General features: G+C 72.7%; 10 protein-coding genes and 1 riboswitch. Of the genes, 4 read left to right on the forward strand and 6 right to left on the reverse strand.

Annotation, left to right across the window (positions count from 1 at the left end):
• Position 1: 1 nt before the first annotated feature.
• Both ribD and ACZ6CL_RS28060 read right to left on the reverse strand, forming a co-directional pair.
• Positions 2-1,090 (reverse strand): bifunctional diaminohydroxyphosphoribosylaminopyrimidine deaminase/5-amino-6-(5-phosphoribosylamino)uracil reductase RibD, encoded by a 1,089-nt coding sequence (ribD, locus tag ACZ6CL_RS28055; protein ID WP_468940466.1) that lies wholly within the window; start codon positions 1,088-1,090, stop codon positions 2-4.
• A 185-nt stretch (positions 1,091-1,275) separates the two neighbouring features.
• A riboswitch (FMN riboswitch) is annotated at positions 1,276-1,406 on the reverse strand.
• Positions 1,407-1,523: 117 nt separating this feature from the next.
• Positions 1,524-2,828, reverse strand: a complete 1,305-nt coding sequence (locus ACZ6CL_RS28060; RefSeq protein WP_468940257.1) for an alginate lyase family protein — start codon at positions 2,826-2,828, stop codon at positions 1,524-1,526.
• A 166-nt stretch (positions 2,829-2,994) separates the two neighbouring features.
• On the opposite strand from ACZ6CL_RS28060, the gene ACZ6CL_RS28065 reads away from it, so the two are divergent.
• On the forward strand, positions 2,995-4,242 hold the full coding sequence (locus ACZ6CL_RS28065) for an MFS transporter (RefSeq protein WP_468940260.1): 1,248 nt from the start codon (positions 2,995-2,997) through the stop codon (positions 4,240-4,242).
• On the opposite strand, the gene ACZ6CL_RS28070 is transcribed toward ACZ6CL_RS28065, so the two are convergent.
• The gene (locus tag ACZ6CL_RS28070) at positions 4,239-5,699 is read right to left on the reverse strand and encodes a hypothetical protein (RefSeq protein WP_468940262.1); all 1,461 of its coding nucleotides are present in this window, start codon (positions 5,697-5,699) and stop codon (positions 4,239-4,241) included. The two genes, ACZ6CL_RS28065 and ACZ6CL_RS28070, sit on opposite strands and share 4 nt — an antisense overlap.
• Before the next feature lie 206 nt (positions 5,700-5,905).
• On the opposite strand from ACZ6CL_RS28070, the gene ACZ6CL_RS28075 reads away from it, so the two are divergent.
• Positions 5,906-7,294, forward strand: coding sequence for a uracil-xanthine permease family protein (locus ACZ6CL_RS28075; RefSeq protein ID WP_468940265.1), 1,389 nt, complete (start codon positions 5,906-5,908; stop codon positions 7,292-7,294).
• 216 nt (positions 7,295-7,510) lie between these two features.
• Here the strand turns inward: ACZ6CL_RS28075 and ACZ6CL_RS28080 are convergent, their stop codons facing one another.
• Positions 7,511-8,356 (reverse strand): helix-turn-helix transcriptional regulator, encoded by an 846-nt coding sequence (locus ACZ6CL_RS28080; protein WP_468940267.1) that lies wholly within the window; start codon positions 8,354-8,356, stop codon positions 7,511-7,513.
• A gap of 150 nt (positions 8,357-8,506) precedes the next feature.
• Between ACZ6CL_RS28080 and ACZ6CL_RS28085 the strand changes: the two genes are divergently transcribed.
• Positions 8,507-9,394 (forward strand): NAD-dependent epimerase/dehydratase family protein, encoded by an 888-nt coding sequence (locus ACZ6CL_RS28085; RefSeq protein ID WP_468940270.1) that lies wholly within the window; start codon positions 8,507-8,509, stop codon positions 9,392-9,394.
• 86 nt (positions 9,395-9,480) lie between these two features.
• Positions 9,481-10,200, forward strand: a complete 720-nt coding sequence (locus ACZ6CL_RS28090) for a DUF5995 family protein (protein ID WP_468940272.1) — start codon at positions 9,481-9,483, stop codon at positions 10,198-10,200.
• A 6-nt stretch (positions 10,201-10,206) separates the two neighbouring features.
• Here ACZ6CL_RS28090 and ACZ6CL_RS28095 read toward each other — a convergent pair whose 3' ends face one another.
• The gene (locus tag ACZ6CL_RS28095) at positions 10,207-11,916 is read right to left on the reverse strand and encodes a flavin monoamine oxidase family protein (RefSeq protein ID WP_468940275.1); all 1,710 of its coding nucleotides are present in this window, start codon (positions 11,914-11,916) and stop codon (positions 10,207-10,209) included.
• 76 nt (positions 11,917-11,992) lie between these two features.
• Entirely contained in the window at positions 11,993-12,790 is a 798-nt protein-coding gene (locus tag ACZ6CL_RS28100; protein ID WP_468940278.1) for a carbon-nitrogen hydrolase family protein, read from the reverse strand.
• Positions 12,791-12,851: the final 61 nt, after the last annotated feature.

The following is a 12,851-nucleotide window of genomic DNA, read 5'->3' on the forward strand; positions in this document are numbered from 1 at the left end:
GTCAGCTCTCCTCGGCGAGGGCGATGGGGGCGATGGTGGGGACAGCGGTGATGCGCAGATCGGGGCCGAGCCGGGTGACATCGGCCGTATCCAGCCGCAACGCCTGCGCGATCGTGGTGATTCCGGCGTCGGCGAGGGCGGCGGGACCCGCGCCGAGCAGGACGGGGGCGAGATAGCCGACGACCTTGTCGACGGCGCCCGCTGCGAGGAACGCCCCTGCGAGGGTGGGCCCGCCCTCCAGCAGGACGGAGCGGATGCCGCGGTCGTGGAGGGCGGCGAGCAGCGCGGCGATGTCGAGCCCCGGGCCTGTTGTCGAGCGGGGCAGCCGCAGGGCTTCCGTCCCGGCGGGCAGTCGGCCGGTGTCGGCGTCCTCGGCCACGGCGACCAGCGTCGGCGCGGCGTCATCCAGGATGCGGGCGCCCGGCTTCAGCGCGGTCGCGCCGGTGTCGACGGCGACCCGCAGCGGCTGGGTGACGCCCTCCCGGTCGCGTACGGCGAGGTGCGGATCGTCGGCGCGCAGGGTGCCGGAGCCGACGACCACGGCGTCCGCCTCGGCGCGCAGCCGGTGCACATCGGCGCGGGCGGCGGACGAGGTGATCCAGCGGCTGGTGCCGTCGGCCGCGGCGCTGCGGCCGTCCAGGGTGGCGGCGTACTTCCACAGCACGAAGGGGCGGCCGCGGCGCATCGCGGTCAGCCAGGCCTCGTTGACCGCCGCCGCCTCGTCGCCCAGCGGCCCGGCCGCGACGTCGACCCCGGCGGCGGCGAGGGTCGCGGCGCCGCCGCGCGCCTGGGCGGTGGGGTCGGCGACCGCGTAGCGGACGCGGGCGATCCCGGCGTCGATGAGCGCCTGGGCGCAGGGGCCGGTGCGGCCGGTGTGGTTGCAGGGTTCGAGGGTGACGAGCGCGGTCCCGCCGCGGGCCCGCTCCCCGGCCGTGCGCAGGGCGTGCACCTCGGCGTGCGGGCCGCCCGCGCGCTGGTGCCAGCCCTCGCCGACCGGCTGGCCTTCGGCGTCGAGGATGACGCAGCCGACGACGGGGTTGGGGCTGGTGTGCCCGAGACCGCGGGCGGCGAGCACGACGGCACGGCGCATCGCCTGGGCTTCTGTGCCGGGTGCGGGGGCCACCGGGTCCTCCTGCCTCTTCGGGCACGGACTCCGGGGCTGTCGGAAACGACAAGGAGCGGGAACGCCGCCGCCGGGACGCCGGGATCGCTACGTACGGCCCGCGCCGAAAGCGCGGCCGCCGCGAAGACGGCGCACCGGTGAAGTCGCTACCGCCGCGCACTGCCTCCCATCCGGACTTTCACCGTCGGTCCAGGAATTTCACCTGGTCAACCGGCCGCTGGCGGCGGACGGGTCGCGGACTATAACCGCCGGTTCGGATTTTCACCGACCCCGGAGTGCGCTGACGTCACTGGTACGGCCCCAGTGTGCCACGGCGATCACCGCAGGTGGGAGACGGGACCGGTGTGGGCTGGCTCACCCACCCCGGCCCCGGGGGCTCATTTCCGCGCGATGCCGGCGCTCATCCCTGCGCGATGCTGTCCAGCTGTTCCACCGCGGGGCGCAGTGACCACAGGTCGCCGCCCGGTGGGGGCTGGAGCTTGGGGAGGGCCGCGCGGGCTCGGCGGTCGCCCGCGTCGGCCGCCGCGTGCACCAGGTCGCTGGCGGCGTACGCCTTGAACTGCAGGTCGGGGTAGGGCCACGGCTTCGCCCCGGTGGCGGCGGGCAGCAGGAAGTCGACGGCCTTGAAGAGGTTCGAGCCGGTGGGACCGGTGTAGTGCCACAGGTCGACGCCGACGTGCCGCCCGATGGCCGCCATCCGCGTGTAGGCGACGAGGTTGAACGTGGAGTAGTGGAAGCTGCGGGTGCGGGCGAGTTCCTGGGGCTGGCTGCCGTCGGCCGCGATCTGGGTGTCGATGCGCTTGGTCCGGGCCTCGCGCAGCACCTTGCGGGCGAGGTCACGGTCGCCCACGGCGGTGGCGATGGCGGCGACCTGCATGTCGGAGAAGGTGCCGTGGTTGTTGTCGGCGGCGCTCTCCTCCTTGCCGAAGTCGCTGTTCACCAGCCAGTCCAGGAACTGCTTGTTCCAGGTGCGGAAGCCAGCGTGGTCGGCGCGCGACCAGCCCGGGGCGTCGGCGTCGAGGATGGCGGCGGCGTCCAGGAGGCTGGTGAAGCCCTGGGAGAAGTCGATGATGCCGATGGAGCGGCCGTCGTACATGCAGGGGATGAACTGGGCGTGGTTCAGGCTGGGGTTCATCCGGGTCGCCGGGGTGACGAACCAGGTGCGCAGGATGTCGGCGGCGTGCTCGGCGTAGCCGCGCTTGCCGGTGTAGTACCAGGCGAGGGACAGCTCGTAGGCGGACTCGAAGACCTTTCCGACCTCGGGGCGGTCCGTCATCTTGTCCACATCGGGGTTCCGTTGGCCATCCCTCTGAACGTACGGGCAGCCATACGGATTGTCGTCGGTCTTCGGTTTGCTGGGCCACCAGTAGGGGGCCTGACTGAAGTAGTCGTGCTTGTCACCGCTCGGCGGCACCTGCTCCTTGTCGGTGACGGTCCACGGCCCCTGGGTCATCCACTGGTCGGCCTGAGTGGTCAGATCGCGCAGGGTCCGCTTCAGCGGCCGGTCTCCGAGCTGCAGTTTCAGCTTGGTGAGGGCCAGCCGGGGGCCGTCGAGGACCACCGTGTCCGGCACCCGGCCGGGCCACCGGCCGCGCTCGGCGCCGTGGGCGGACGGCGTCGCCAGGGTGGCCAGGAGGACGAGCAGGGTGGCGAGGGCGACGATCGCGCGGGTGGGTCTCCCGCGCTCCGCTGGAGTCGCAACCATCGGGCACTCCAATCAGATATCTGAACCGAATTCAGAATCGAGATTGGAGGTCAGAGTAGAACTGGATCATGAGCACGACAAGGGATCGTGCCGAAATAGCCTTGAGCCGGACCGCGGATCATGCGCAGAGTACGGACATGAGCAGCGATGAGCGCCATGAGCGGCGATGAGCCGCGGTACCGAACCGTCCCCGCGTGACGTGCGGCGCACCCGCATGGCCCTCGCCACGGTGTTCGCGGTCCACGGCGCGGTCACCGGCAACTTCGCCACCCGTATCCCCTGGGTGCAGGAGCAGTTGGGCATCAGCGCGGGTCAGCTCGGGATCGCCCTCGCCTTCCCCGCCATCGGCGCGTCCTGCGCGATGCCCCTGGCCGGGGCGATCAGCCACCGCTTCGGCGTCCGCACCGCGCTGCGCGGGCTGATCGCCCTGTGGTGCCTGGCCCTCGTCCTGCCGCCGCTCTCCCCCGGTCTGGTGTGGCTGTGCGGGGCGCTCTTCGTCTACGGGGCGACCGCCGGGATGGCCGACGTCGCCATGAACGCCCTCGGCGTGGAGATCGAGGAACGGCTCGGCCGGTCGATCATGTCCGGGCTGCACGGTATGTGGAGCGCGGGCGCGCTGCTCGGCTCGGCGGCGGGCACGGTGGCCGCCCACGCGGACACCGACGCCCGGGCGCACCTCGCGATCGCCGCCGCGGTGCTCACGCTGCTGGGCACCGGCGCCTGCCGCTGGGTCCTCGACCTGCGCGGCGCCCCCGAGGAGCATCCACCGCCGCGCTTCGCGCTGCCGCCCCGCTCCGCGCTGGTCATCGGCGCGGTGGGGTTCTGCGCGGTCTTCGCCGAGGGCGCGAGCCTCGACTGGTCGGCGGTGTATCTGCGCGAGGTGCTGGACTCCTCCCCCGGCGTCGCCGCCGCCTGCACCACGGCCTTCTCCTGCATGATGGCCGCCGCCCGGTTCGCCGGTGACGCGGTGGTGGGCCGGTTCGGCCCGGTGCGGACCGTACGGGCGAGTGGTGTGCTGGCCACGCTCGGCGGGGTGCTGGTGGTCACGGCCACGGGCCCGGTGCCCGCGATCGCCGGATTCGGCCTCATCGGCCTGGGCATCGCGGTCGTCGTCCCCCTCGCCTTCGCCGCCGCCGGGCGCAGCGGCCCGGCGCCGAGCCAGGCGATCGCGGGCGTCGCGACGATCACGTACACCTCGGGTCTGATCGCGCCGGCGGCGATCGGCTCGATCGCCGACATGACCTCGCTGACCGCCTCGTTCGGCCTGGTCACGGTGTTGGCGCTGGGGCTGGTGGCCGGGGCCGGGGTGCTGCGCGGCTCCGCCGCGGTGGCCCCGGAGGGCGCCCCCGAGCCCGGCCGGGGCACCGCCGAGCCCGGCCGGACGGACCGCGCGCCCGATACGACGCCCTCCTAGCCGTTCACGAACTTCGTGGTGGCGAAGGAGGTCTTGTCCCGGGAGCCGGTGCCGTCGGTGATCCACCAGTGGGTCGGCTGCTGGCCGTACGGGCCGGTGGAGACGCCGGACTCCCAGTTCAGGATCAGTTCGTCCTTGTCGTCACCGTCGAAGTCGGCCGCCCCCACGGGATGGGTGCGCCGGTCCTTGGCGGACATCTTCCGGCCGTCGGCCTTCGCGGGGCCCTTGCGCAGGACCGGGGTGCGGCGGTCGCCGTCGACGAACGTGGCGCCCTCGTACGTGGCGACCAGGATGCCGTCGCGACCGTCACCGTCCGGGTCGGCGGCCGTGTACCCGCCCGCCGCTTCGTACCCCACATCGTCCGGCACCGCGGCGGGTGACCGGTGGACGACCGGCTCCCCGCCGCTGCCGGGGTACACGGCGAGCGAACCGGAGACGTCCGACGGCTCGGTCTCGTTGCCGGGTTCGTCGTTGCGGGAGCCGTCGTCGCCGATGGCCACATCGCGCTGCCCGTCGCCGTCGAAGTCGCCGAACGCGTGGGCGTTCCCGGCGCGCAGCTTCCTTCCCTCGGCGGACAGGCCGGTGCCGCGGCGGGCCGGGTAGAGGGTGTTGCCGGACTGCTCGCCGTCGCTGATGGCGTGGACCAGCAGGGAGGTCGCGCGGGCCTTGCCGGACGGGTCGATGTCGTCCGCGACCAGGTCCCCGTCCGTCCACGGCAGGGAGGTGTCGGTGCGCTTCGGCTCGCCGGAGCGGGTGAACGGGCCGTACAGCACCACCCCGGAGGACTGGTTCTGGGCGAGCCCCGCGAGGTCGTGGTGGCCGTCGCCGTCGAAGTCGCCGCGCACCACGGAGGTCACGCCCAGCTTCGACACGCTCTCCGGCAACTTCACCGGGGTCGCCTCGGCACCCTTCCCGGGCCCGCCGGTGCCGCCCCACGTGACGTGCGGGACGGTCCGCGCGGCGCTGATGTTCCCGTCCTCCGCCATCTCCCCCTCCGCGTTGGTGACGACGTCCGAGAAGCCGTCGCCGTCCAGATCGGCGGTCACCACCCCGTCGGTGGGGACGTGGTCGGGCCCGGCGCCGGGGGTGGTGTCCGCGGCGGCGGGCAGGCCCAGGCCACGGCGGCCGTGGACGGTGCGCGTCGCGGGGTCGAGGCCCTTCGCCGAGCCGTAGACCACGGCGACGCGCTCGTCCCGGCCGACCTTCTGCGGGTCGCGCCGGGCCGGGGCGGGCAGCACGAGATCGCGGTGGCCGTCCCCGTTGAGGTCGTCCGGGTCCTTCGACCCCTTTCCCTGGCCCGGTGCCCGGCTCTCGGCGGGCGCGCTGGGCTGCCCCTTCGAGGAGGACGGTTCGCCGCCGTCCGCACCGCCGCATCCGGTGAGCGGGGCGAGGGCCAGACAGACGGCGCCGACCGCGAGGGCGGGGCGGGTGGCGTGGGAGGTGGATCGAAAGGCCATGTGCCCGACCCTCACACTTCACGGGGCGTCAACTCCATGGAAGCGGAACGACTGTTGCTCAGTTGTCGATCAATCGTCGGGTGGGCAGCCGCCGGGCAGCCGTCATCAGGTGCAAGGTGCACATTTTCGGCCAACTAACATTGCTCCGATCCCCCGGTATGCGGATCCCCCTGTATGCCTGTATGCGGAAATGAAGTGGAGCAGTCATGGGCCTCGGCATGCGCTGGACCCTGCACGGTGACGGGCGCACCCCGGCCCCCGGAGCCGTCGTCCGGCCGGATGAGCGGCTGTCGTGGCCGAGGACGGCGGGCCTCGGCGCCCAGCATGTCGTGGCGATGTTCGGCGCGAGCTTCGTCGCCCCCGTGCTGATGGGGCTCGACCCCAACCTCGCGATCATGATGTCCGGGGTCGCGACCATGCTGTTCCTGCTGGCCACCCGCGGCCGGGTGCCCAGCTATCTGGGCTGCAGCCTCTCGTTCGTCGGCGTGGCCGCGGTGATCCGGGCGCAGGGCGGCGGCAGCGCCGCCGTCACCGGGGCGATCCTGGTGGTGGGCGGCGCGCTGCTGCTGAGCGGGCTGGCGGTACGGCGGTTCGGGGCGCGCATCATCCACGCGGCGATGCCGCCGGTGGTGACCGGTGCGGTGGTCATGCTGATCGGCTTCAACCTCGCGCCCGTGACCGCCACGACGTACTGGCCCGCCGACCAGTGGACCGCGCTGCTGACCATGCTGGTCACCGCCGCGGCCGTGGTCTGTCTGCGTGGTTTCTGGTCGCGGATCGCGATCTTCCTCGGGCTGGTCTTCGGCTACGCGGTCTCCTGGGTCTTCGACCGCGTCTTCGGCAGGATCCACTCGATCGACGGCAGCGGGAAGGTCACCGACCACTGGCGGCTGGACCTGTCCGGCGTCACCAAGGCCGACTGGGTCGGACTGCCGTCCCTGCACGCGCCCGAGTTCCACTGGTCGGCGATCCTGGTCGCGCTGCCGGTCGTCATCGCGCTGATCGCCGAGAACGCCGGGCATGTGAAGGCCGTCGGCGAGATGATCGGCGACCCGCTCGACGACCAGCTCGGCACGGCGATCGCGGCGGACGGCGCCGCGACCGTGCTGTCGACCGCGGTCGGCGGCCCGGCCACCACGACGTACTCCGAGAACATCGGCGTCATGGCCGCCACCCGCGTCTACTCGACCGCCGCGTACTGGACCGCCGCCGGATTCGCGCTCCTCTTCGGGCTGTGCCCGAAGTTCGGCGCGGTCGTGGCGGCGGTGCCGGGCGGGGTGCTGGGCGGCATCACGGTGATCCTTTACGGCATGATAGGGCTGCTCGGTGCGCAGATCTGGGTGCACAACGGGGTGGACCTGCGGAACCCGCTGAACCTGGTGCCGGTGGCGGCGGGTGTGGTGATCGGCGTCGGCGGCGTGAACCTGAAGATCAGCGACAACTTCGAGCTGAGCGGGATCGCGCTCGGGACGATCGTGGTGATCGTCGGCTATCACGCGCTGCGGGTGCTGGCGCCGGAGCATCTGAAGCCATCCCGGGAGCCGCTGCTGGACGCGGGGACGAGCGCGTACGACGACGAGGACCGCACCCCGTAGGCCCCGGCGCCCGGGGACACCCCGGGCGCCGGGGCGGGTGTGGCACGGCTGCTCGCCCGCAGGGTCCCGCCCTGGCGGAAGGTGGCCTCTCGGGCCCGGGTAAGCCTACGAATTCGCGCCCGACAAGCCCGCTGGGCGGGCGTTGGCACGGGCGGGCGAGGGCCGGGGTGTCCCCGGATCGGGGAGGGGCGGGGTGGGGAACGAGGCCCCGCGGGCTCAGGCGTTGGGGGTCAGGTCCTGGAGGCCCACCACCCGTAGCAGTTCCAGGCGCTCGGCCGACTCGCTGCCCGGGGCCGCCGTGTGGACGATCAGGCGTTGGGCGTGTTCCGTGCTCAGCAGCACCTCGCACTCCAGCTCCAGCGCCCCCACCACCGGGTGCACGAACCGCTTGACGGTCGAGCGGCGCACCGCGACCTCGTGGGTCTCCCACAGCGCCGCGAACTCCGCGCTCCCCGCGCGCAATTCGGCGACCAGGGCCGCCGGGCCCGGGTCGCCGGGGCGGGCGGCGACCACCGCGCGGAGGGCGGCTACGTGGGTGCGGGCGTGCTCGTCCATGTCGTCGGACGGGAAGATCCCGGTGTCGGACCGCCGGAGGAAGAAGCTGCGGAGGATGTTGCGGTCGTCCGGCGGACGGGCGGTGATGTCGCCGATCAGGGCGGCCGCCATCGCGTTCTGCGCGAGCACATCGCCCCAGTCGGTGATCACCTGCGCCGGGGTGTCATACAGCCGGTCCAGGACCCGCAGCAGACCGGGCCGCACATGCCCGGACGTGGTCGCGTCGCGCGGCGGCTCCTCCCCGACCAGGTGGAACAGGTGGTCGCGCTCGTCGTCGGTGAGCCGTAGCGCACGGGCCAGGGCGGTCAGCATCTGGCGGGACGGGCGCGGGCCGCGGGCCTGTTCCAGCCGGGCGTAGTAGTCCGTGGACATGCCGGTGAGCTGGGCGACCTCCTCCCGGCGCAGGCCGGGCGTACGCCGCCGGGGGCCGGGGGTGAGCCCCACGTCGGCGGGGCCGAGGCGGGCGCGGCGGCGGCGCAGGAAGTCCGCGAGTTCCGTTCGGTGCACGTTGCCCATCGTCGCGCCACGGCCCGCCCGTATCCAGGGTCTGCCGATCCCTGGATACGGAGGTCTCTCCCGGTGCCCTGATCCGTGGGCGCACAGTGAACGCCGGCCGATCAAGACGCCGACCAATCGAGACGAAGGGCGGTTGTTCGCATGCCGTTGATTCTGGTGACGGGTGTGACGGGCCGGGTGGGGCAGCGGTTCACGAAGCGGCTGCTGGCGGAGGCCCGGTCCGGGACCGAGGTGCGGGTGCTGGTCCGCGACGAGGAGCGGGGCGCGCCGTTCGCGGCGCTCGGCGCGCAGATGGCGGTGGGTGATCTGCGCGAAGAGAAGGATCTGCGCAAGGCCGTGGACGGGGCGCACGCCGTGGTCAACATCGCGGCGGCGTTCCGCGGGGTGCCGGACGAGGAGGCGTGGGCGGTCAACCGGGACGCCGCGGTGGCCCTGGGACGGGCCGCGGTCGAGGCGGGCACGAGCCGGTTCGTCCAGGTCAGCACGAATCTCGTGTACGGCGCCTCGCGCGGGCGGCCGCTGGTGGAGGACGACGAGAGCATGCCCGACGGCGCCCTGCTGTGGGGCGCGTACCCCGCGGCGAAGGCGGAGGCCGAGCGGGAACTGCTGGCGCTGCACCGGGACCACGGCCTCGACCTGCGCATCGGCAGCCTGGCCTTCGTGTACGGGGACGGCGACCCGCATCTGGCCGAGTCGCTCCAGCTGGCCGGGGCCTGGGCCGGGAACCAGCGGCTCGCCATGGTCCACCACGCGGATGTGACGCAGGCGCTGCTGCGGCTGCTGCGCGCCCCCGGCGGTGCGGCGGGCGGTTCGGTGTCGGGGCGGAAGTACAACATCGTGGACGACGCCCCGGCGACCATCGTCGAGCTGCATCAGATCCTCGGGGTACCGCTCCCCGAGGGCCTGGCCGAGCGGACGGACAGCGACACCTGGTTCGGGTGCACCTCCAACCTGCGGCTGCGCGACGAGCTGGGCTGGCGTCCGCTGTACCCGTCGATGTGGACGGCGCGCGACGCGGGCGTGCTGTAACGGTCATGCCGAAACGCTGCGCCGTACGGGGGATGTGACGGGGCACCAGCTTCCGAGGCCCGGTGCGCGCTGCCACGCTGTTCCCCATGACGACGCCGACGCCGATGCCGATGCCCGCCCAGCGGCTCACACCGCCGCGCACCGTGCGGAGCGTCGTGGCGCGCATGAGCGCGCTCGGCGCGGCGCTGCCGCCCGAGGACGGAGTGGCGGTCTTCAACCGGGTGTATTTGCAGGTCACCGAGGAGGTCGGCCGCCGCCTCGGCACCGGCGGCTTCCAGGACCCGGCCGCCACCGAGGAGTTGGACGTACGGTTCGCCTGCCGTTATCTGGCGGCGGTCGACGCGGGGGCGGCCGGGCGGCGGCCACCGGCCTGCTGGCGGCCGCTGTTCGAACTGCGCGGCCACCCCGGCGTCCGCCCGGTGCAGTTCGCCCTCGCCGGGATCAACGCCCACATCGGCCACGACCTGGCGCTCGCGCTGGTGGACACCTGCCGGGCCCGGGGTACCGAACCCGCCGCCCTGGAGGGCGACTTCGACCAGGTCGGGGCGCTGCTCACCGATATGGAGGTGCGGATCCGGGAGGAGCTGATGCCCGGCCCGGATCCGCTGGAGGCGGCCGATCCGCTCACCCATCTCGTCGGCTCGTGGAGCCTGGACAGGGCGCGGGACGCCGCGTGGGCGGCGTTCCGCGCCCTGTGGGGTCTGCGGGCACTGCCGGAGCTGGTCGAGGAGTTCACGGAGCGGATCGACAAGACCGTGGGCCTGGTCGGGCGCTGCCTGCTCACTCCCCTGCCGTCCGCCGACTGAGGAGGCTCAGTCCTCCGGGAGTTCGACCGGCGCGATCTCGTCGTACACATCGCCCGGCCCCGGGTTGTGCGCGTCGGTGGCGCCGCCGAAGCGGTGCATGACGCCCCACACCGCGTTGAGCGCGGTCTGCACGGCGCCCTCGGCCCAGCCCGCGGTCCAGGAGATGTCGTCCCCCGCGAGGAAGATGCCGCGCTGTCCGGCCGGCAGCCGGTCCTGCATGAAGTGGGTGAACAGCCGCCGCTGGTAGCGGTAGTGCCCGGGCAGGTTGGCCTTGAACGCGCCCATGAAGTACGGCTCGTTCTCCCACGACACCGTGACCGGACTGCCGATGATGTGCTTGCGGATGTCCACCTTCGGATAGATCTCCGACAGCGACTTCAGCATGACCTCCATCCGCTCGTTCGCGGACAGCGGCAGCCACTTGAGGCTGTCGTCGCACCAGGTGTACGAGAGGCAGATGACGGCGGGCCGGTCCGGGCCGTTGTCCAGCAGGTACGTACCGCGGGTCATCCGGTCGGTGAGCGTCATGCTCATCGTGTCCCGGCCCGTCTCCTCATCCCGGTCCAGCCAGAACGGCCGGTCGACGGGCACGAAGAGCTTGCTGGACTCCATGTAGTGGGTGCGCTCGATCGCCGTCCAGTGGTCGATCGGGAAGAGCGAGTCATCGCAGTCGATCTTCGAGAGCAGCATCCAGGACTGCGCGGTGAAGACGACCGCCTGGTACGAGCGGATGTCACCGTCCGCGTCCGTCACCACGATCCGGTCGCCCGCGGCGCGGTGCAGCCGGGTCACGGCCGGGCGCGGCGCGCCGTCGTGCAGGGAGGACAGCGAGGTGCCCTGCGCCCAGTGGACGATCTTCTCGGGCTCGCGCTCCCACAGCCGCAGCGGGAGCTGCTGGCTGCCGCCGACGATGCCGCGGTGGTGGTCGTCGGCCTCGGTGTAGACGACGCGCAGGATCTCCAGGATGGAGTTGGGGAAGTCGGTGTCCCAGCCGCCGGTGCCGAAGCCGACCTGGCCGAAGATCTCGCGGTGGCGGAAGGAGGTGAAGGCCGAGGAGTCGCAGAGGAAGCCGTAGAACGTCTGGTTGTCGAGCTTCTCCACGAGCTTCGCCCAGATCTCGCGGATGCGCGGGACGTCACGCTCGCGGATGGCGCGGTTCATGTCGGAGAAGTCCGCGCCCTCCTCCAGGCAGGCGTTCCAGGCGTCCGCGACCTCGCGGTACACCTGCGGCAGGTCGTCGATGGTGCGGGCGTAGTGGGACTGGCCCTTGAGGTCGACGACGGTGGACGGGGTCTCCGGGGCCAGCGGGTTGGGGAACGGCTCGGTGACGAGGCCGACCAGGTCGATGTAGTGCTGGAGCGCGGTGGAGGACGGCGGGAACCGCATCGCGCCCATCTCGGCGGTCAGGTCCCCGTCGCAGCCCTCGAACCCGACGGTGCGCAGCCGTCCGCCGATCCGGTCGGCCTCGTACACGACGGGCTTGAGGCCCATCTTCATCAGCTCGTACGCGGTCACGATGCCGGAGAGCCCGCCGCCGATGACCGCGACCTCGCTGCCGTGCTCGGTCGCCGGTATCTGGCCGAGGCCCGCCGGATGGGCGAGGAAGTCGTCGTAGGCGTACGGGAAGTCCGGGCCGAACATGGTGACCGGCGGAAGGGTGTCGGTGTGCTCGGACTCGTGCTCGTCGTGGACGGCGGTGGGCACCGTGGACGTCATCGGGTACGGACTCCTTGCGGATCGGGCCAGGTGAGGGTGGCCAGATGAGGGTGGGGGGAGCGGGCGGGGGTCAGGGTCAGCCGATGGACCCGTACAGCCCGGGGCGGCGGTCGCGCAGGTACGTGTTGATCCGGCGCGAGGTGGCCAGCAGCCGGGGGTCGGCGTCGCCGAGGACCAGTTCCTCGGAGCGGCCCGCCCGGGCGCGCATGGTGCCGTCGGGACCGGCCAGGCAGCTCAGCCCGATGAAGTCGAACTCGCCCTCGGGGCCACTGCGGTTGACGTACGCGATGTACATCTGGCTCTCGAAGGCCCGTACCGGGACGAGGGATTCGGCGACGAACTGGAAGGGGTGCATCTGCGCGGTCGGCACGAGCAGCAGATCGGTGCCGGCCAGGGCGTGGGCCCGGACGTTCTCCGGGAACTCCACGTCGTAGCAGATCATGATGCCGATGGTCAGCCCGCCCAGCTCGGCCTGGACGACGGGGGTGTCACCGGGGGTGAACCAGTCGTTCTCGAAGCAGCCGAAGAGGTGGGTCTTGCGGTAGTTGGCGAGCGCGGTGCCGTCGGGGCCTACCAGGCGGGCGGAGTTGTGGACGGCCTGTCCGGCGCGCTCCGGGTAGCCGTAGAGGACGGCGATGCCGTGCTCGGCGGCGATCTCGGCCACGGCCCGGCCGCTTGGCCCGTCGGCGGGTTCGGCCAGCCGGTGCACGCCGTCGCCGATGGCGTAGCCCGTGAGGAACATCTCGGACGTGACCAGCAGCCCGGCCCCGTCCGCGGCGGCGCGCTCGGCGGCGGCGTCGAGGGCCTTGAGGTTACGGGCGGGGTCGCCGGGGTGACCGGAGCTCTGGAGCAGGGCGGTGCGCAGCGGCGGCATGGAGACCTCTGGGGAGACGTGACCGTACACAGAAAACGGTACGTTGCGCCGAGATCGGCCG

This window comes from Streptomyces sp. NPDC041200 (genome assembly GCF_055591805.1).